The 19,562-nt window shown below is 65.6% G+C and carries 20 protein-coding genes; 6 read left to right on the top strand and 14 right to left on the bottom strand.

Translation table 11 applies throughout. The features are described 5' to 3' along the window. Nucleotides 1-36 precede the first annotated feature (36 nt). Nucleotides 37-2,007 (top strand): methyl-accepting chemotaxis protein, encoded by a 1,971-nt coding sequence (locus tag XH90_RS26725; protein WP_194477281.1) that lies wholly within the window; start codon nt 37-39, stop codon nt 2,005-2,007. A gap of 284 nt (nt 2,008-2,291) precedes the next feature. Next, the gene (locus XH90_RS26720) at nt 2,292-3,980 is read left to right on the top strand and encodes a methyl-accepting chemotaxis protein (RefSeq protein ID WP_194477280.1); all 1,689 of its coding nucleotides are present in this window, start codon (nt 2,292-2,294) and stop codon (nt 3,978-3,980) included. Nucleotides 3,981-3,983: 3 nt separating this feature from the next. On the opposite strand, the gene XH90_RS26715 is transcribed toward XH90_RS26720, so the two are convergent. The 6 genes from XH90_RS26715 to XH90_RS26690 form a co-directional block, all read right to left on the bottom strand. Continuing rightward, complete coding sequence (locus tag XH90_RS26715) at nt 3,984-6,680, bottom strand: DUF2339 domain-containing protein (RefSeq protein WP_194477279.1); 2,697 nt, start codon at nt 6,678-6,680, stop codon at nt 3,984-3,986. Nucleotides 6,681-6,727: 47 nt separating this feature from the next. After that, entirely contained in the window at nt 6,728-7,687 is a 960-nt protein-coding gene (locus XH90_RS26710) for an NAD regulator (protein ID WP_194477278.1), read from the bottom strand. Nucleotides 7,688-7,796: 109 nt separating this feature from the next. Beyond that, a complete protein-coding gene (locus XH90_RS26705) occupies nt 7,797-8,303 on the bottom strand; it encodes a tyrosine phosphatase family protein (RefSeq protein ID WP_194477277.1) in 507 nt (168 codons plus the stop codon). A 124-nt stretch (nt 8,304-8,427) separates the two neighbouring features. Next, nucleotides 8,428-9,042 (bottom strand): YfbR-like 5'-deoxynucleotidase, encoded by a 615-nt coding sequence (locus tag XH90_RS26700; protein ID WP_194477276.1) that lies wholly within the window; start codon nt 9,040-9,042, stop codon nt 8,428-8,430. After that, complete coding sequence (locus tag XH90_RS26695) at nt 9,039-9,665, bottom strand: DNA-3-methyladenine glycosylase I (RefSeq protein WP_194477275.1); 627 nt, start codon at nt 9,663-9,665, stop codon at nt 9,039-9,041. Before XH90_RS26695 ends, XH90_RS26700 begins: the two co-directional genes overlap by 4 nt. After that, nucleotides 9,662-10,543 carry a folate-binding protein YgfZ gene (locus XH90_RS26690; protein ID WP_194477274.1) on the bottom strand — a complete coding sequence of 294 codons (882 nt, stop codon included), beginning with the start codon at nt 10,541-10,543 and terminating at the stop codon, nt 9,662-9,664. The genes XH90_RS26695 and XH90_RS26690 overlap by 4 nt, the downstream gene beginning before the upstream one ends. A gap of 101 nt (nt 10,544-10,644) precedes the next feature. On the opposite strand from XH90_RS26690, the gene XH90_RS26685 reads away from it, so the two are divergent. Together XH90_RS26685 and XH90_RS26680 are read left to right on the top strand one after the other, a co-directional pair. Next, nucleotides 10,645-11,979, top strand: coding sequence for a dihydroorotase (locus tag XH90_RS26685; protein WP_194477273.1), 1,335 nt, complete (start codon nt 10,645-10,647; stop codon nt 11,977-11,979). Between the two features lie 86 nt (nt 11,980-12,065). Further along, nucleotides 12,066-12,938: a sulfurtransferase gene (locus tag XH90_RS26680; RefSeq protein WP_194477272.1), complete on the top strand. Its 873-nt coding sequence runs from the start codon at nt 12,066-12,068 to the stop codon at nt 12,936-12,938. A gap of 21 nt (nt 12,939-12,959) precedes the next feature. Here the strand turns inward: XH90_RS26680 and XH90_RS26675 are convergent, their stop codons facing one another. The 4 genes from XH90_RS26675 to XH90_RS26660 form a co-directional block, all read right to left on the bottom strand. Continuing rightward, entirely contained in the window at nt 12,960-13,226 is a 267-nt protein-coding gene (locus XH90_RS26675) for a hypothetical protein (RefSeq protein WP_092227477.1), read from the bottom strand. A 139-nt stretch (nt 13,227-13,365) separates the two neighbouring features. Continuing rightward, the gene (locus XH90_RS26670) at nt 13,366-13,743 is read right to left on the bottom strand and encodes a TIGR02301 family protein (protein ID WP_194477271.1); all 378 of its coding nucleotides are present in this window, start codon (nt 13,741-13,743) and stop codon (nt 13,366-13,368) included. 47 nt (nt 13,744-13,790) lie between these two features. Continuing rightward, nucleotides 13,791-14,225, bottom strand: a complete 435-nt coding sequence (locus XH90_RS26665) for an NUDIX hydrolase (protein WP_194482823.1) — start codon at nt 14,223-14,225, stop codon at nt 13,791-13,793. Nucleotides 14,226-14,243: 18 nt separating this feature from the next. Next, nucleotides 14,244-14,744 (bottom strand): hypothetical protein, encoded by a 501-nt coding sequence (locus XH90_RS26660; RefSeq protein WP_194477270.1) that lies wholly within the window; start codon nt 14,742-14,744, stop codon nt 14,244-14,246. Between the two features lie 61 nt (nt 14,745-14,805). Between XH90_RS26660 and XH90_RS26655 the strand changes: the two genes are divergently transcribed. Continuing rightward, nucleotides 14,806-15,564, top strand: coding sequence for an SOS response-associated peptidase (locus XH90_RS26655; protein ID WP_194477269.1), 759 nt, complete (start codon nt 14,806-14,808; stop codon nt 15,562-15,564). A 62-nt stretch (nt 15,565-15,626) separates the two neighbouring features. On the opposite strand, the gene XH90_RS26650 is transcribed toward XH90_RS26655, so the two are convergent. After that, nucleotides 15,627-16,043: a Tautomerase enzyme gene (locus tag XH90_RS26650; RefSeq protein ID WP_194477268.1), complete on the bottom strand. Its 417-nt coding sequence runs from the start codon at nt 16,041-16,043 to the stop codon at nt 15,627-15,629. Nucleotides 16,044-16,148: 105 nt separating this feature from the next. On the opposite strand from XH90_RS26650, the gene XH90_RS26645 reads away from it, so the two are divergent. Next, complete coding sequence (locus tag XH90_RS26645; protein WP_194477267.1) at nt 16,149-16,709, top strand: TetR family transcriptional regulator; 561 nt, start codon at nt 16,149-16,151, stop codon at nt 16,707-16,709. 3 nt (nt 16,710-16,712) lie between these two features. On the opposite strand, the gene XH90_RS26640 is transcribed toward XH90_RS26645, so the two are convergent. The 3 genes from XH90_RS26640 to XH90_RS26630 form a co-directional block, all read right to left on the bottom strand. Next, a complete protein-coding gene (locus XH90_RS26640) occupies nt 16,713-17,906 on the bottom strand; it encodes a CaiB/BaiF CoA-transferase family protein (RefSeq protein ID WP_194477266.1) in 1,194 nt (397 codons plus the stop codon). 37 nt (nt 17,907-17,943) lie between these two features. Continuing rightward, nucleotides 17,944-18,873, bottom strand: a complete 930-nt coding sequence (locus tag XH90_RS26635) for a glycine/sarcosine/betaine reductase selenoprotein B family protein (protein ID WP_194477265.1) — start codon at nt 18,871-18,873, stop codon at nt 17,944-17,946. A gap of 103 nt (nt 18,874-18,976) precedes the next feature. Continuing rightward, nucleotides 18,977-19,558: an NUDIX domain-containing protein gene (locus XH90_RS26630; protein ID WP_194477264.1), complete on the bottom strand. Its 582-nt coding sequence runs from the start codon at nt 19,556-19,558 to the stop codon at nt 18,977-18,979. Between the last annotated feature and the right edge of the window lie 4 nt (nt 19,559-19,562).

The raw sequence follows: 19,562 nt of genomic DNA, 5'->3' as shown, positions 1-19,562 counted from the left end.
CCGCCTCCATCATGTCCTGGCCTTTGGAGCACATTCATGAGCGGCCTTTCCATCCGCCTGACCCACAGGGTGATGGCGATCGGGCTTTTCGGTCTCGTCGGTTTGGTCGCCTTCGGCGCGATCTATGAGATCGGCAGTCTTTCCCAGGACGCCTCCCGCGACGTTGCCAACCGCGCCCGCGCGATCGCCGACCTCAGCAAGCAGCTCTCGATCGAGATGCTGGAGGCACGCCGCAACGAAAAGAATTTTCAGCAACGCCGCAACGAGAGCTATGCCAAGGCCCATGCCGAGCTGATCGGCCCGATCAATCGCGATTTCGGCGAGATCGAACGGCTGATGTCGGGCGGGGGCACGGTCGCCCTGTCTGACAAGACGAAGCAGGCCCAGGAGGGCTTCAAGCGTTACACCGCGGATTTCAACGCGCTGGTCGCCGCCGAAACCCGGCTCGGCCTGAACGAGACGCTCGGCCTGTCCGGCTCGCTGCGTGCCGCAGTGGACGACATCGAGGCGAAGCTGAAGGAAGTCGACGATCCCAGGTCGACGAGTTGGCTGCTGACGATGCGCCGGCACGAAATGGACTTCATGCTGCGGCGCGACCCCAAATATCTCGCCGAGGTGAAGAAGGACGCGGCTGAATTCTCCAATGCGATCGAGGTCGTCGCCGTCCCGACGGCGGTGATGAACGACATCACGGCCAAGCTCCAGAAATACCTGTCCGAATTCGCGGCCTGGGCTGACACTGCACAACAAAGCGCGGCTCTCGACGCCTCGATGATGAAGACCTTTCGCGAGCTCGCGCCGGTGATGGTCGAGGTGCGAACCAGCGTCGATGCCATGTACAGGCACGCCGACGCGGCCGAAGCTGCGACCCGCGACGCCGTCAGGTTCTGGATGGTGATCGCCTTTCTCGTCACTGTCGTTGTGCTTGCGGCGATCAGCTTTTTGCTCGGACGCTCGATCTCGAAGGCCCTGTCCGGCATGGTCGATGCGATGACGCGACTTGCGCGCGGCGAGCTCACGATTGCCGTTCCCGGCGTCGGACGGAGGGACGAGATCGGCCAGATGGCCGGCGCGGTCGAGGTGTTCCGGTCCAACATGACGGAGGCGGAGCGGCTGCGCGCCGGGCAGGCGGAAGCCGACACGCGGCGACGTGCGCAGCGCAAGGCGGATATGAAGCGGCTCGCTGATGATTTCGAGGGGGCGGTCGGCGAGATCGTCGAGACCGTCTCATCGGCGGCAAACGAGCTCGAGGCCTCCTCCAACACGCTGACCCTTGCGGCCGAGCGCTCCAAAGGGCTCGCCACCTCCGTTGCGTCGGCTTCGGAGGAGACCTCCGCCAACGTGCAGTCGGTATCGTCGGCGAGCGAGGAGATGACGTCGTCGATCTCCGAGATCGGTCGTCAGGTGCAGGAATCGGCCCGCGTCGCCGACGTCGCGGTCGAGCAGGCGCAGCGCACCAATGCACGCGTCGGCGAGTTGACAAAGGCAGCGGGTCGCATCGGCGACGTCGTCGATCTCATCAGCACCATCGCCGGCCAGACCAATCTCCTGGCGCTCAACGCGACGATCGAAGCCGCGCGTGCCGGTGAGGCCGGCAGGGGCTTCGCCGTGGTGGCGAGCGAAGTGAAGGCGCTGGCCGAGCAGACTGCGAAGGCGACCGGCGAGATCAGCCAGCACATCGGCGCGATCCAGACCGCGACGCAGGACTCCGTCGGCGCGATCAAGGAGATCGGCGACACCATCGCGCGGATGTCGGAGATATCCTCGACCATCGCCGCCGCGGTCGAGGAGCAGGGAGCCGCCACGCAGGAGATCTCCCGCAACATCCAGCACGCCGCGCACGGCACTTCGGAAGTTTCCGCCAATATCGGCGAGGTTCAGCGCGGCGCGGGCGAGACCGGGGCTGCCTCGGCGCAGGTGCATTCGTCCGCGCAGTCGCTGTCACGGGAGAGCAACCGTCTGAAGAGCGAGGTCGCGCGCTTCCTGGAGTCCGTGCGGGCAGCCTGAGTCCGTCAGCTGTCGCTGTTCGAACCACACACCTGACGGTGCGCTGGTGCGACGCGGCGTGATATTCGTTGTAATACAACACATGGTTGCAGAATAGATAGCGCCAGCGGCGGCGCATGAGGCAGTTCCACGTAGGTTCCTGTTAACGCCTGTTTGCAACTATGGGCCCAATCTTACGGGATAAGAACCAGCCAGCATTGTTGGAATGACTTCCGCCCACCGTCGTTCGGGATGGTCGCGGCGCGGGTGACTTGTGCTCTCAGGTACCATCGGGATTTGTCGTGATGTCGAAGTTGTCGATCGTGTTCAAGCTTCTGACCGTGTTGTCGGTCCTCGTGCTCTCCCTCGCCGGCATCGGCGTTGTGGCGATCGGCACGATGCAGAACATCAATTCCCATACCGTCGAGATCGCAGAGAGCTGGCTGCCGAGCGTGCGCGCGCTCGGCTCGATGCGTGCCGATATCAACGAGCTGCGCGTCGTCCTTCGTCTGCATCTCATGCAGGAGAGCATCGAGGGCAAGGAGGCCGCAGAGAAGCGCATGATTCCTCTACGCGACCGCATCGAGGCGACCCGCAAGGTCTATGAGAGCCTGATCACCTCGCCGGAAGAGCGCTCGATCTACGAACAGTGGACCAAGGCCTGGGCGGACTACCTGACCGGCGTTCAGGAGACGATGGCGCTGTCGCGCAAGAGCCCCGGCAAGTTCCCGACCGACGCCAACGAGATGTTGCAGACCAAGGTCGCGAAGATGGCCCAGGCGGCAGATCCCCTGCTCCAGAAGGGCATCGAGTTGAACAACCATGGCGCCGAGCTAGAAACGAAGCAGGCCGCCGAAAGCTATGCCACCATCTTCCGCGTGCTGGTCGGCATCATCGTGCTCTCGGTCGTGATCGCGATCGGTGCGGCCTACTACCTCGTGCGCGACGTGTCGCGCGGAATCGCATCGATCATCAAGCCGATGCAGTCGCTCGGTGAAGGCGATCTTTCGGCCGAGGTGCCGCATCGCGGCGAGAAGACCGAGATCGGCTCGATGGCCGACGCACTTCAGATTTTCAAGGAGGCGCTGATCGCAAAGCGGGCGGCCGACGAGGCGGCTGCGCGCGACGCCGAGGCCAAGATCGATCGCGGCCGCCGCGTCGACGCCATCACCCGCAAATTCGAGGCGATGATCGGCGAGGTCGTCGGCACCGTTTCCTCGGCCTCGACCGAGCTCGAGGCGTCGGCAACGACGCTGAGCAACACCGCGCAGCGTGGCCAGGAGCTTGCAACCGCAGTCGCGGCGGCCTCCGAGGAAGCGTCGACCAACGTGCAGTCGGTGGCCTCGGCTTCCGAAGAGCTGTCGTCCTCCGTCACCGAGATCAGCCGCCGCGTGCAGGACTCGGCGCGGATGGCCGCGGAGGCGGTCGATCAGGCGGCGCGCACCAATGCGCGGGTCAACGAGCTGTCGCAGGCGGCGTCCCGCATCGGCGACGTCGTCGAACTCATCAACACCATCGCAGGCCAGACCAATCTGCTGGCGCTGAACGCCACCATCGAAGCGGCGCGCGCCGGCGAGGCCGGCCGCGGCTTCGCGGTCGTCGCCTCCGAGGTGAAGGCGCTGGCCGAGCAGACCGCAAAGGCGACCGGCGAGATCGGCGCGCAGGTTGCAGGCATCCAGGCCGCGACGCAGGAATCAGTCAGCGCGATCCAGGAGATCGGTGGCACCATCGAGAAGCTGTCGGAAGTGTCCTCCGCGATCGCCGCCGCCGTCGAAGAGCAGGGCGCGGCCACGCAGGAGATCTCGCGTAACGTTCAGCAAGCTTCGCTCGGCACGCAAGAAGTCTCGATGAACATCACCGACGTGCAGCGCGGTGCGATCGAGACCGGCTCGGCCTCGACCGAAGTTCTGTCGGCGGCGAAATCGCTCGCGACCGACAGCACCCGCCTCAAGGTCGAGGTTGCGCAGTTCCTGGAGTCGGTCCGCGCGGCTTGATCTTCAGCTGCCTGTCGTCTGCGGAGTCGGCGGCGGCGTGATCTGTCGCCGGAACAGGATGCGCTGGTAGAGCCAGCCGATCGCGACCAGCACGATGCCGAGGCCCATGAACGACAGAGCGCGGTAGACGCCTGTCAGCGTCGACATGTCGATCACGAAGGCCTTCAGGATCGTCAGCGCGATGACGGCGGCCGAGGCCAGCCGCGCCCGCTCGGAGTTGACCAGAATGCCGATGCCGAGCAGCACGACGCCGAAGGCGAGCCAGCCGATTGAATAAGTGTATTGCTCGGCCCCCGTGGTCTCGCCGGTGGTGAGGAACGGGCCGTGATAGAAGCGGCGGATCTCCAGCGTCAGGTACGACAGCGCAAACACCAGCGCCGCGCCAGCGATCGCATTCGCGTAGATCTTGCCGCGCGCGCCGACGACAGCATAGGCGAGCAGCAGCAGCAGCACGGCCGGCAGCGCATAGCCGAGCAGCAGCAGGTTGAAGACGGCGCCGCCGACATCGATGTGCCAGATCAGCGGGTTCTCGAGAAAGAAGAGACCGAATACGCTGATGAAACCAGCGATCGCCGTGAGGGCGATCGCGCCGACATTGTGCACGATGGAGTGGCTGCGCAGCCGCAGCCGTTCCAGTCCGATCGCCATGGCCAGCGCCACGCAGACCTGCAAGGCGGCCTCCAACAATGACGGCGCCGCGATCATGTCGCCGCCGGTGGCGAGATGGCGGACCTCCATGAAGGCGAGCAGCGCGGTGAACAGGATTGCCGCGGTCTCCACGATGCGCAGCGGCGGGTCATCACCCCTGCGACGCAAGAAGAGACTTGCCGCCCAGAACGAGGCCGCCGGCAGGCCATATCCCCACAATAGCCAATTGAAGATCGGCGTCGTGCCGACGGCGTCGCCGACGATGCGCGGGTCATAACCGACGCGCGCAGTGACAATGCCGGCGAAGATCGCGGCGAGCCAACGCAGGAACGGGATGGGCCGCTTCATCGCAATCCAGGCGGTGCCGAGCGACATCAGCGCCAGCGCAATGGTGAGCCAGCCCTTCTCCAGTGCAAAGGTCAGCGCCAGTGCCAGCGCGCCGAGCGTGCCGGTCGCAAACAGCGCCGTGGAGATTGCAAGGCCGGGTCGGCTCTCGCGACGGGTGAGTGCTTCGGTCGCGACGCCAAAGGCGGCCGCGAGCAGCACCGCGACGATCGCGAACGGAATAGAGCGATCGAGATGGGCGATGCGGGCATAGAGCGCAACCAGGAGCGCGATCGGCGTGGCGACGCCCGCCGCCGACCATACCACAGGAACGATCGCCGAATTGGAGCGACCCTGCGCGAAGAAGCCGGCGATGCCAAAGCCGGCGGCGAAGATCGCGGCCATCACCAGATGCTGCATCACCGCGCTGTCGGTGGCGGTCGGCGTGATTCCGGGCATGGGTCCGCCCGGCAGGACCAGCATGTCAGGATTGGCGCGCACCGCCCATTCGGCGAACACGATGAACACGGTCGCGGCGGCGGCGCCCAGCGCCCCGACGGCGGCCTCCGCGCGCCAGGCGACGAACAGCGTCGCCGCAACAAGCATCGTGAATGCGATCAGCGAGAGGTCGGCATGCGCGCTCGACAGCACGATCAGCATCGCGCCGAACAGATAGGCGCCGAGCGCGCTGGACGACACCGGCTCGATCTGCCCATCCTCGATGGTCGGGCCGAACATGAAGCCGCAGACCACGAGCAGTGCGGCAAGCACGAAACCGGCGATCGCATGGAAGGCGTGCGGCGCGACCTCCAATTGACCGTTGTCGAGGCCCGGGAAGATCCAGAGCACGGCGAAGACGATCGTCGTCACAGCCAGCCAGCGCCAGAGCCGGATACGCGCGAGGCCAAAGCTCGCGGCGGTAACGATGGCAAGATAGATGTAGAGCGCCCAATAGTCCGGCTTGCCGCTGGAGACGAGCACCGGCGTTGCAAAGGCGCCGACCACGCCGAGGCCTGCGAGCGCCGGCCCGTGCAGCAGTGCCGCCGCGAGCGTGCCCATCGCAACGATGCCCAGCAGCACGAACGCAGTGGCGGGTACCAGGAAGCCATAGAGTGCGTAGGCCGCATACACGGTCGCGAACGCCACCGCGGTCCCGGCCGCAGTGAGGATTGCGGGGATGTTGGCGATTGGCAGCGCCTGGATATTGGAGATGCTCTCCTTGCGCCGCGTCCATTCGCCGGCGCCCAACAGCGCGGCTGCGAACAGGCTGCCCAGAAAAACGCGCACGCCGGGGCCGACGAGGCCGGCCTCGATCGAATAGCGCACCATGAAGAAGCCGCCGAGCGCGAGCGCAAGGCCGCCGATCCACACCACCCAGCGCGTGCCGAGCCGTTCCTCGAAGCCGGGGGCGGGCGCCGGCAGCGGCGGTGGCATTTCGGGCTCGGTGCCGGCTTCGAGCGGGGGCGGCGAAGCCGCCTCGGTGACGGGCGGAGGCGGCGTGACATCGGCTTCCGGTGCAAGCGGCGGCGGCTCTGCCGCGGGCGTGCTCGCGAGCTCCTGCAGAGGAAGCGGTGGCGGCGGCTGGACCTGCCGCTGCGCCTGCAACGCGGCCTCAAGCGAGCCCAGGCGCCGGCGAAGCTCGGTTGCCTGGTTCGAAGCTTTCAGCGCGATCAGGAACGCGGCGATCGCAATCATTACCGCAAAGACGTCGAACGGGGCGTCGAACATGGGGCCTCCTGGCGATCGGCGGGCAGGGGCCGACCGCAATCCTTGATCTAGCGCCGGGAGCGTACGCGCAAACCGGGCGCCGGCCGTTCCTGGAGCACGTCGCGGCGGAAGCGATGGAGCGCCGCCGGTCTCCCGCCCGTCTGTGTCGACATCACGCCGGTCGGTTCGACCAGGGCTTCGGCTTCGACCAGGCGGCGGAAATTCTGCTTGTGCAGGTGACGGCCGGAGATCGCCTCCACCGTGTACTGCAACTCAGTGAGTGTGAACTCGGCGGGCAAAAGTTCAAACACCACAGGGCGATACTTAAGCTTCGCGCGCAGCCGGGCGATCGCGGTGGCGAGGATCCGGCGGTGGTCGAACCGCATCGAGGTGCCGAGCGCCGGCAGCGCCTTGCGCGCCAATGCCGCAGGCCGGCCGTCGCGCCGCGCCTCTTCGACGAGGCCGGCCTCGTACAGGAGCTCGTAGCGATCGAGCACGCGTTCCTCGTCCCAGGCCGCGCCATCGAGACCGAAACAGAACCGCACGCGATCTTTTCGCGGCAGCGCCCGCGTCGTCTCCGGCGGCTCCTCCTCGGCCCATGCGGTCAGCGCCGGGATGATGTCGCGGGCAATGATGGCAGGCGGTGCCTCGCGCCAGTCCTCCCAGGGGAAGAAGCGATACCAGGGTTCGAAACTCGCCGCGTTTGCGGTGCCCGCGGCGGCGCGCGTCAACGCGAGATAGCCGATCGACACCATATGCGCGCCGGTGTCGCCAGCCTCCGCATGACGGCCGCGATCGCCAAACGTATAGAGCTGCTCGACATAGCCGAGCCGCAATCCCGCCTGCTCTTCAACCCAGGCGCGCAGGCCGATCTCGAAGGTGCGATGGCTCGGCGCATCGAACGGACCGAACGGCAGTCCTGCCAAGCCGTCAGCGCCGCGGGCGGTCAGCACCAGCGGCTCGTGATCCTCGATCGCGACGATCGCGGCAGTCAGGCCGATCTCGATCGGCGTCAGCTTGTCGCTCATGCGATGATGATCGCAGGTGTAGAGTTGATTGAGCAAATCTGTCCGCGGGCTCGGTGCACCTCTCCCGCAAGCGGGAGAGGGAGCGCACCTGCGATGTCGCGCGCAGCTGTCATTCGAGCGCGATCACGAATGGGCGGCCCTCGACCAGCATCTCGCCCGGACCCATCTCGTCGAGCGCGCGCAGCATGCGGCCGTTGCGCCCGAGCGCGCGGTCGGCGAGGCCGACGATGCGCCGGTTCGGCGAGGCGATCGGAGAGGCCGCACGGATCTTCTTCGCGATCTCGACCTCGTCACGATCGGGATTGAGCGCGCAGACGGCGGCGAACGCGCTCGCCGTGGAGCGGCTGATACCGGCATAGCAATGCACCACCAGCGGCGCAGCTCGGTCCCAGCCGCGCACGAAATTCAGCACCTGACCGATATGGGCTTCGGACGGTGCGACAAAGCCGTCCATCTCCTCGGTGATGTCGTCCATCGACACCTTGAGATGGTTGGCCGGGAGTACCGACACCGGCCGCGCCACCTGCTCGACATTGGCCATCACGGTCAGCACATGGCTGGCTCCGGTGCGACGGACGGTTTCGGGAAGGGCGGCGAGCGAACAGACGTGGATCATGGCGGACCTTTTTGCCGGCGATTATAACAACCGCCGCAGAGTGGGCAAAGCGAAGCGTGCTCACCACTTTTGTCGCAAGCGCGAAGAAATGGCGGGCACGGCGCAAGTGCGTCCTTGCCCGCCGCTAGGCAAACACGGCGCCAAACCGCTCCAGAAACTGCTTTTCGGCCCGCGCCGCCGTCCAGGGCGTCAGATAGTCGCGCCGGACGCTGTCGGAGAGGCCCGGGTCCTTTCCGAACAGCCGCTTGGCCTCGCTCTCGCTGAAACCCGCAAGCTCGGTCGCCTCGAGATAAGCCGCGCCGCGATCGGCGGTCTTGATCGCTTGCGTGATTTCCTCAGGCAGCACCGGCGGCAGGCCGAAGCGGATGTGGATGGCGCCGAGCAGGCGCATCTCCACCGCCTTGTAATTGCCGGCAAGCACGGCCTTGAACGGCGAGATCATGTCGCCGATCACGTATTCCGGCGCATCGTGCAGCAACGCGGCGAGCCGCATGCGCTGGTCAACGTTCGGCATCTCGTGCCGCATCACTGTCTCCACCAGCAGCGTGTGCTGTGCGACCGAGAAGATGTGCGCGCCGATGGTCTGCCCGTTCCAGCGCGCGACGCGCGCGAGCCCATGCGCGATGTCGGCGATCTCGACATCGAGCGGAGAGGGATCGAGCAGATCGAGCCGGCGGCCAGACAGCATGCGCTGCCAGGCGCGGGACTCAATTGAACGGGCGGTCTTCCTGGCCGTCATTTGGCCTTGAGGCGCGGCTTGCGCTGCATCTTGCTGCAGGTCGCGTGGCAGTGGCAATCGACCAGATGGTCGTTGACCATGCCTGTCGCCTGCATGAACGCGTAGACGATGGTCGGACCGACGAACTTGAAGCCGCGCGAGGACAGCTCCTTGGAAATCTGCACCGACAGCGGCGTCGACGCCGGCACGCTTGCCGTGGTCCTGAAATTGTTGACCTTGGGTTGTCCACCCATGAAGTCCCACAACAGCTTCGAGAAGCCCGGGCCCTTCTCCATGATCTCCAGATACGACTTCGCACTCAGGATCGTGCCGTCGATCTTGGCGCGGTTGCGCACGATGCCGGCGTCGTTCATCAGGGCATGCACCTTCTTGTCGGTATAGCGTGCGATCTTCTCCGGCTGGAAATCGTCGAAGGCTTTGCGGAAATTGTCGCGCTTGCGCAGGATCGTGATCCAGGACAGGCCGGCCTGAAAGCCGTCGAGGATCAGCTTTTCATAGAGCGCGCGGTCGTCATACTCAGGGACACCCCATTCGGTGTCGTGATAGGCGACATAGAGCGGATCGTCACCCGGCCAGGGGCAACGGGTCCTTCCGTCGGGATGCAGGCGGGGAGCTCGGCTCATGCAATCGGCTGCTTTGCAGGAATGCGGACGATGTCCGGTTCTGCCAGCTTCAACGCGAGTCCGCCAGCAGTGAGCGGCTGGCCGGCATCGAGTGCATCAGCTACGCGGTCGATGCGCACCAAAGCGATGCCCTTGCCCTTCGCCGACGCGCCCATGGTGCCGACGGACTTGTCTCCGGCCATGACGCTGACGCCGACCTCGGGCGCTGAGTCCTCGAGCAGCACCTTTACGCTGCGGGTGCGCGCAGTGCCGCGATGCTGCATGCGCGAGACGACCTCCTGGCCGACATAGCAGCCCTTGTCGAAATCGACACCGGCGAGGCGGTCCATGTTGGCCTCGTGCGGGAACGCATCGCTGTACATGAAATCGAGCCCACCGCGCGGTACGCCGAGCGCGATCCGGTGGGCCTCATAGTCGGCGGGATCGACCAGTTCGGCACCGATCAAATCGGAGAGTTTTTGCTTGAGATCCTCGGGAATCAGGATGCGCGTGCCGAGCTCGGGATTGCGTGGATCGGCGAAAGCGAGGTCCGGCTGCGCAGCCAACTGGCCGTCCCAAGCCGCGAGCACGCCGAGATCGTCGGAGAGGTTGTCCACCGTCACCTTGGCGCGCAGCTTGTAGAATTTCAGCTTGGTGGCGAGGCCTTCCGCCAGCGCCCTCGGGCAGTCGACCAGGAACCCGCCGCCGTGGCCGGCGGGCGCTTCCGTGATCAGGAAATCGACGATGATCTTGCCCTGCGGCGTCAACAGTGCGCCGAATCGGCCCAGGCCCGGCTTGAGCCTGTCGACATCGGTCGTGATGAGGCCGTTGAGGAAGTTGCGCGCATCCTCGCCCGCGACCTTGATCACGCCCCGGTCCGGAAGAAACGCTGATTTCATGCGAAAATCTCTTGCGACATGGTGCTGCGGAACGTAAGCCCGCAAGGCATAAACGACAAGACCTCGAGCCCTGCGCTTGGGGACGAGAGAGGCCTTCAGCCATGACCCAGCGCTTCGATGTGATCCTCAAGGGCGGCACCGTCGTCAACCAGGACGGCGAGGGTGTTCGCGATATCGGCATCACCAACGGTCGCATCGCCGAGCTCGGCCCGCTGTCGCAGGCCTCTGCTGCCGAGGTGATCGAGTGCAAGGGCCTGCACATCCTCCCCGGCGTGATGGACACGCAGGTGCATTTCCGCGAGCCCGGGCTGGAGCAGAAGGAAGACCTCGAGACCGGTTCGCGCAGCGCCGTGATGGGCGGCGTCACCGCCGTGTTCGAGATGCCTAACACCTCTCCGCTCACGGTGACCGAGGCGACCTTCTCCGACAAGATCAAGCGTGCCCATCACCGCATGCATTGCGATTTCGCCTTCTTCATCGGCGGCACCCGCGAGAACGTGCAGGATCTGCCGGTGCTGGAGCGCGCCCCGGGCTGCGCGGGCGTGAAAGTGTTCATCGGCTCGTCGACCGGCGCACTGCTGGTGGAGGACGACGAGAGCCTGCGGCGCATCTTCCAGGTGATCCGCCGGCGCGCAGCGTTCCATGCCGAGGACGAGTACCGCCTCAACGACCGCAAGTCTCTCCGCATCGAGGGCGATCCGCGCTCGCATCCGGTCTGGCGCGACGAGACCGCGGCGCTGATGGCGACGCAGCGCCTGGTCAAGCTCGCGCACGAGACGGGCAAGCGTATCCACGTGCTGCACATCTCGACGAAGGAAGAAATCGAATTTTTGCGTGATCACAAGGATGTGGCTTCCTGCGAGGCGACGCCGCATCATCTCACGCTGGTCGCGCCCGAATGCTACGAGCGGCTCGGCACGCTCGCGCAGATGAACCCGCCGGTGCGTGGTGCCGATCACCGCGCCGGCATCTGGCGCGGCATCGAGCAGGGCATCATCGACGTGCTCGGCTCCGATCACGCCCCGCATACTCTGGAGGAGAAGCAGAAGACCTATCCCGCGTCGCCCTCCGGCATGACCGGCGTGCAGACGCTGGTGCCGCTGATGCTCGATCACGTCAACGCCGGCCGGCTCTCGCTCGCGCGCTTCGTCGATCTCACGAGCGCCGGCCCCGCGCGCCTCTACAACATGGCGTGCAAGGGCCGCATCGCCGCCGGTTACGATGCCGATTTCACGATCGTCGATCTCAAGCGCAGCGAGACCATCACCAACAAATGGGTTGCCTCGAAAGCCGGCTGGACGCCCTATGACGGCGTCCGCGTCACGGGCTGGCCCGTCGGCACCTTCATCCGCGGCCGCCGCGTGATGTGGCAGGGCGAACTGGTGATGCCATCGCAGGGCGAGCCGGTACGGTTTCTCGAGACGCTGAAGCAGTAGGGGGCATTGCTGGTGGGGAGGCACGGTGCCTACCCACAAGGACGAGGGAGAGGTCTACACTTCCTCGCCAACGGGAGCGCAGTCCGATGTCGCAGCCATCAGCGGTCATATCTACCCGGCAACTCGCCACGCTTCTCGGCGACCCCAACCTCCGCCTCTACGACTGCACGACCTATAACGAGCCGGTCCCGCCAGGCAGCGACGTGCCGTATCGCGCCGTCCCCGGCGACAAGACCTTCGCCGCCGGCCACATCCCGGGCGCCGATTTTCTCGACCTGCAGGGCGAGTTCTCCGACACTTCCGCGCAACAGTTCTTCATGATGCCCGAGGTGGCCCGGCTCGAAGCTGCTTTCGGCCGCCACGGTCTCGATGCGACCAGGACCGTCGTGGTGCTCTACAGCATCGGCACCATGATGTGGTCGACGCGGTTCTGGTGGATGCTGCGTTCGCTCGGCGTCGATGCGCGCGTGCTCGATGGCGGTTTCGACAAATGGAAGGAAGAGGGGCGGACGATCGAGACCGGTGCCCCCAAGGGCTATCCGGCCACGACCTTCGAGGCCACACCCCGCGCCGGCTTCTTCGTGGACAAGACATTTGTGAAGTCGCGCATCGGCGATCCCTCGACCGTCACGGTCAACGCGCTCGGACCGCAATTTCATAAAGGCCTTGAGCCGAGCCGTTACGGCCGGCCGGGCCGCGTGCCCGGCAGCGTCAACGTCTCGGCTGCCACGCTAGTCAACGCCGACAAGACGCTGACGAGGCTCGCCGATGCCGAAGCCAAATTCACCGCGGCAGGCGTCACGCGCGACAAGAACGTGATTCTGTATTGCGGCGGCGGCATCTCGGCGACGATCGACCTGCTGATGCTGACGCAACTCGGCTACGACAAGCTGACGCTTTACGACGCCTCGATGGGGGAGTGGGCGAGGGACGCGTCGCTGCCGATCGAGACGGATTGAGGCGCATCAAATCTGGCGCGCTTACTGCCTTGCGAGGCAGACCGAGAACTCGCCGTTGCGGATTCGGGCGGGAAAGCCCTCGACGAATTTCGCCACCGCGTCCTCGCCATAGGTGCCGACAAGCTCGGCGAGCGCCGCAAACAGGCTTGCCTGCGCCAGGCAGTCGCCGTCGACGCCGTCATGGCGCGCTTCGGCCCAGGCCTCGTTCAGATAGCTCAGGGCGGCTTGTTTCTGCTCGTGGTCGGGCAGCGGCGCGCGGGCGGGGGCGTAGGAAATCGGCTGGCTCATGAAACTCGATCAGGGCTGGGGCGCGATCCACGGCGATGCGCTGCAGGTGAGGTGTAGCACGCGTATTAACGCCCGCTAGGCCACATCTTTAAGAACGGTTAACGGCTGTGAACAAAGTCGACGAGAGGTTCCCGCGAGCTCAGTTCGCGTAACGCGCCGTGAGATCGCGCGAGATCTTCGAGCCTTCCTCGATGTAACGGCGGATCGCCACCGTCGCTGCCGGAGTGCAGCTGCGGTAGGTCTGCTGGAAGCCGTTATAACCGCGATTGAAGGCCGCGATCATGCGGGTGCGGCGCTCGCCGGAGGGCGTCTCGGCGTCGATCAGCGCCTGCATCTCGTTGCGCCATTTGTTGCCCTCGTTGGAGCCGCAGATGCCGCGCAGATAGTGCAGGCCGCCGAGGATCTCGGCCAGTCGCTGCAAATCGGGGTCGAACGGCGCCGCCACGTCCTGGGCCCGGGCGGGCACGGAAGCGCAGGCGAGCATCAGGGTAAAAATGACCAGAAATCGCGTCGACATCGGCGGGCTGTATGCCCCCTCGGGGCTGATGAAGCAAGGCGGCTCGGTCAGGGGCTGGTCAGCCGGTGGGCGAACTGGATGATCTCCTCCAGGCCCCCGGTCATCTTGATGTCGGCCAGGCTCGCCAGCCCGTCCGGGGCGATCCACCTGAAATCGTCGAGCTCGTCGTTCAGGGACGGTTCCCGGGCCACCCAGCGGGTGGCGAAGGACATGATCAGGTAGTGGCCGGCACCGGGCGTGGCCGGCAGCACCTCGCGCCAGCCGGCCAGGCCGACGATCTCGATCTCAAGCCCGGTTTCTTCGCGGACCTCGCGCTTGAGCGCCTGGTGCAGCGATTCGCCGAATTCGACCCGGCCGCCCGGCAGCGAATAGAATCCCTTGGCGGGGGAGCGGGCACGACGGGTAAGCAGCACCTTGCCGTCGCGAAAGATGGCCGCGCTGACCGCGATCTGGGGATGGGTGGGCTGGACGACCGTGGCCATTTTCTTCAAGGACCTGGCTCAATTCGCCATGATGGTGTCGACGTCGGCTTCCGCACCGCCATTGATGATGCCGCCGCAGGCCGCGATCAGCGGCTTGACCCAAGCCGTCGCCTGCTCGGCCAGCCGAACGCGGGTCGTGTCCTTCTCGACCTCGCGCATCGCCGAGCCGACCGCCGTCAGGATCGAGGTCATGGTGTCGGTGATGTGGTCGAACTGAGCGCGCACGGATGGCTCGGCCTTCTCATAAGCCTCGATGGCCAGATCCCGCGCCTTGAAGTTCGACGCCGTAAAATGCTCAGCATAGGACAGTGGCGACCAGGTCAGAAAATCTTCGGCGCATTCCGGCATGTCGGGGACCATTTCCAACAGCATCACGGCTTCATTGAAATGGTTGAGATAGTCAGTGGCAAGCCCGGTCCGCGGGTTGATATTGGCCACGCGCAGCCGTTCGGCCCAGGCTTGCGCCTCGGGGCCCGTCTGTACGTGCGTCCGCGCGGGTTGCGAGGCCATTGAGCTCATCGGCCGCAGTGTTAACGTTCGGGGTTAAAAGGACCTGAACGGACCCTATATTGGCGCAAGGATGTGTGGACGCTTCGTCATAACTTCGGCCCCCGCGGCCTTGCGGCAACTGTTTGGCTATATCGAGCAGCCGAATTTCCCGCCCCGGTACAATGTCGCCCCGACACAACCGATTCCGGTCGTGCTGGTCGAGAATGGCGCGCGCCATTTCCGCCTGATGCGCTGGGGCCTGCTGCCAAGCTGGGTCAAGGACCCCAAGGGCTTTACCCTTCTGATCAACGCCCGCTCCGAGACGGCGTTGGAGAAGCCTGCCTTCAAGAAAGCGATCCGCCGGCGGCGCGGGCTGATCCCGGCTGACGGTTATTATGAATGGAAGTCCGAGAGCGGCCGCAAGCAGCCGTTCTTCATCCACCACGTAGACGGTGCTCCGCTCGGCTTTGCCGCGGTGTTCGAGACCTGGATCGGACCGAACGGCGAGGAGCTCGACACGGTCGCGATTGTCACGGCGGCCGCAAGCGAGGATTTGGCTGCGCTGCATGACCGCGTGCCCGTCACGATCAGCCCGCGCGACTTCGAGCGCTGGCTGGATTGCCGCGGCGACGAGATCGATGCGATCATGCCGCTGATGACGGCGCCCCGCGTCGGCGAATTTGCCTGGCATCCGGTCTCCACCCGCGTCAATCGCGTCGCCAATGACGACGAGCAACTGGTCTTGCCGATCAGCGCGGAGGAGATGGAGGCCGAGGCACCGAAGCCGAAGAAGGTCGCGCGAAAGGCCGCGGGCGCATCGACGGATGACGGGCAGGGGTCGTTGTTCTGATCAGCGATGCCGGTGGGCAATAGCGCAACGCGCCGTGCCCACCGTCTGTTCAATGATTCGATTCAAGCCGCGGCGACGGCCGACCCAAGCGCCGCGTTGCTGTACGCCTCGCCGCCAATGCCCCAGCCGCCGTCCACGGCGTAGCTGACATTTGCAAAAATGTGCTCGCGCTTGATGCGTCCCTCGGCGGCCTTCTCGATGATGGCAGTGCCTTCTGAGATCCAGGCGTCCTTGAGCTCCTGTGTCGGCAGCACGAATGACGGCACCTTGAGCTCGAACACGGCGATGTCGGCGGGCTTGCCGCCGGAATAGGTGCGCCGCTTCGGCACCACGGTCACCTCGCCGATGACGTTCGGCGTCATGAAGCGGTTGCCCGTGAGGCCGTGCAGACGCAGCAGCAACTCGGTCAGCCTGCCGAACGCCTCGGCTTCTGCGGCCGGCGTCAGCGCGCCTTCGGGAACGATGATCTGGATGGGCATAGGTGGTCTCCCTTTGAACCGTAAGATAACGGTCGTTATATAAAACATAACGATCGTTATTTCGTCAAGCGTAATGTAACGATCGCTATCGAGAGGTGACCGGCGATGGCCAGACCGAAGAAGAGCGACGGAGATGCGCGCGCGCGGCTGGCGGACGCGGTCGGGCGCGGCTTCCGCACCGGCGGGTTCGGCGGCGCCGGCGTGGATGCGCTCGCCAAGGGCGCTGGCCTCACCTCGGGCGCGTTCTATGCCCATTTCGAATCCAAGGCCGATGCGTTCCGGCTTGCCGTGGCGGATGGGCTGGCGTTCCTGCGCGGCGGCATAGCCCAGTTTCAGGCGCAACACGGCAGCGGCTGGCGCGAACCGTTCATCGATTTCTATCTGGGTGAGCGGATGGAGGTCGGCCTCGATGAGGCCTGCGCGCTTCCGAGCTTTTCCTCCGATGTCGCGCGCTCGGATGCGGCAACGCGTGCAGTCTACCAGAGCGAGCTGGAGCGCCTCGCGGACCTCGTTGCGCAGGGCTTTCGTGGCACACACGCACGCCAGCGGGCGCTGGCGCTGCTGGCGATCCTGGCGGGCGCGGCCGACATGGCGCGCGCGGTGAAGGACGACGCAATCAGGCGCGAGATCCTGGCCGCCGCCAAGGTCGCGGCGAAGGCGATATAGCGTTCATACAATCCCCTGCTTTCGCAGGTCGGCAATCTCCGCGGCATCAAAGCCCAACTCGGCCAGCACCGCATCCGTATCCGCGCCCAATTCCGGCGCCATCCGGTCCAGCCGGCCGCCACCATGGGCAAGCTTGAAGCCGCTGCCCGCAAAGCGCAGGCGGCCGTATTGCGTGTCCAGCTCCTGGATCGCGCCGCGCGCCTTGATCTGAGGATGGTCGATGACCTCCTCGACCTTCCAGATGCTGGCGCAAGGCGCGCCGGCGTCTTCCAGGATTTTCTCCCACTCCCTCGCCGGCTTGGCGGCGAGCGCCTCCTCGATGATGGCGCGCAGCGCCGGCTCGTTCTCGTTGCGAGAAAACCAGTCAGAGAAGCGCGGATCGTTCAGCGTGTCCTCGCGGCCGAGCGCGCTCATCAGCGCGCGATACTGCTTCTCGTTGTTGACTGCGAGCAGGATGTGGCCGTCGCCGCATTTGAACAGGTTTGCCGTGGTTCTCCGGCTGACCGCCTGGTTGCCCGACAGTTGCTGCCGGTGGCCGGCGACAGACCAGTCCGCGATCTGCCCCGACAGAAACGCCATCGTCGCCTCCAGCATGGAGACGTCGACGAACTGGCCCTTGCCGGTGCGGTCGCGCTGGTAAAGTGCGCTCGATACCGCGAATGCGGCGGTCGCGCCCGAGAGCACGTCGCACACCGCAAAGCCCGCGCGCGTGGGCCCCGTCTCGGGGTGGCCTGTGATCGCCATGATGCCTGACAGCGCCTGCATCTTGCCGTCATAGCCGGGCCGCAGGCGATCCGGGCCGGTCTGGCCAAAACCCGACACCGCGCAATAGATCAGCTTCGGATTGATCGCGGCCAACGCCTCGTAGCCGATGCCGAGCTTGTCCATCACGCCGGGGCGGAAGTTCTCCATGACGACATCGACTGTCGCGGCAAGCTTCTTCACGATTGCGATGGCGTCAGGCTTTTGCAGATCGAGCGTCAGGCTGCGCTTGTTGCCGTTGATGGCCTGGAACGCCGGCGCCAGCCCGCGCTCGGCCCATTCGCGCGAGAGCGGCGTGCGGCGCATGTCCTCGCCCTCGCGCCGCTCGACCTTGATGACGTCGGCGCCGAGAAGCGCGAGCTGGTAGCTCGCATAAGGGCCAGCCAGCACTTGCGTGAAATCCAGGATCTTCACGCCCTCGAACGGTCGCGTCACGTGTCTCTCCCCATTTTGTTTTCGTTGTCGGAGGACGTCAGGCGGCGCGGTTGCCGCGCGCGATCTCCTTCTGCTTGTCGAATTCGGCGCGTCGGCGGGCGAGCTCTTCTGGCGAGAGCTTTGCGACATTGTTGTAGTCGAGCTTCCAGGATGCGTCCTCGCTCCAGCGCAGCGGCGACTGCATCGTGGTCTGCGGCCCACTCGCGGTCTCCAGCACCCTCAAGGCCAGCTCGAGCGTCTGCGCCTGCGAGGCGACGTCCTGCGGTTTGCCGGCGGAATTGCCGAGCGGGAAATCCGAGAACAGGAAGCGCGGCACGGCGGCGTGCTCGATGATGTCCTTGGCGCAGCCCATGATCACGGTCGGGATGCCGTTGGCTTCGAGATGCCGCGCCACCAGCGCTGTGGTCTGATGACAGACCGGGCAGTTCGGCACGAGTACCGCAACATCGACCTGGTCGGCAATGCAACGCGCCAGGATCTCAGGCGCATCGGTCTCCAGCGTGACGCGATGGCTGCGATTGGTCGGCGCGCCGAAGAAGCGCGGGGCGACTTCGCCGATCCGACCGGCCGCGCTCGCCTTCAGCAGTTGCGGCAGTGGAAACCAGGTGCCGTTGTCGGTCGCCGTGGTGTGCTTGCGGTCGTAGCCGATATGGGAGATGCGTAAATCGTGCAGCTTCGACGTGTCGCCGTCATAGACCTGGTAGAACTTTGCGCTGCCATTGTACGCCGCGCCTGGACCCTGGTCGCCCTTGGCCGGATCGTAGGGCGCAGCCGTGGTGACGATGGTAACGCGTGATTTCGCCAGCGGCTTCTTCGGCTTCTGGAATGGCGCCTCGGTGTAGTGCGCCCAGCGATACGGCGTGGTGTATCCGATCGCGGTGTAATAATCCCGCGTGCGCTGCATGTAGGGGACGGGGGAATCATAGTCGGGCGCAAAGCCGAATTCGTCGTCGCGCGGGGCGGACATGGGCGCGTCTCCTGGTTCTCGTTGACAGACAGACTAGAGATAGTCTGCGGTTTGCTCAACAGGCGCTATGCCCGCGCAGGCCAGAATTGCCGTCCCGGCGGGGCTACCTGAAAATATGCAGCGCCGCGTATTGCAGCAGCATGATCGCCTTGGCGTCGATGATGCGGCCGTCGGCGATCATTGCGAGCGCCTCGTCGATGCCGAGCTCCAGCACCTCGATGTCCTCGCCCTCGTGTTCGAGGCCGCCGCCGGCGCTGACGCGCATTGAGGGCTCGTACTCCGCGACAAAGAAATGCAGCTTCTCGGTGATGGCACCGGGGCTCATGAAGGCCTCGAATACCTTGTGGACGTCGTGCAGGCGGTAGCCGGTTTCCTCCTCGGCTTCGGCGCGGATACGCACCTCGGGCTCCGCAGCGTCCAGCACGCCGGCGGCCGCTTCGATCAGCAGGTCGCCATAGCCGCGGATGAAGGCGGGCAGGCGGAACTGGCGCACCAGGACCACGCTGCGTTGCGCGCGATTGTACGGCAGCACGGCCGCGGCGTTGTCGCGTTCATAGGTTTCGCGCTTCTGCGTCTGCCATTCGCCATTGGCGCGGCGGTAGTCGAACGTGGTGCTCTTCAGCGTGGTCCAGCCATTCGAGAGCACGCGGACGTCCTTGATGCGGATGCGGTCGGAGAGGGGCATTGCT

It is taken from the genome of Bradyrhizobium sp. CCBAU 53338 (assembly GCF_015291665.1).
Taxonomy (GTDB): domain Bacteria; phylum Pseudomonadota; class Alphaproteobacteria; order Rhizobiales; family Xanthobacteraceae; genus Bradyrhizobium.
This window is presented reverse-complemented; position numbering and strand designations above follow the sequence as displayed.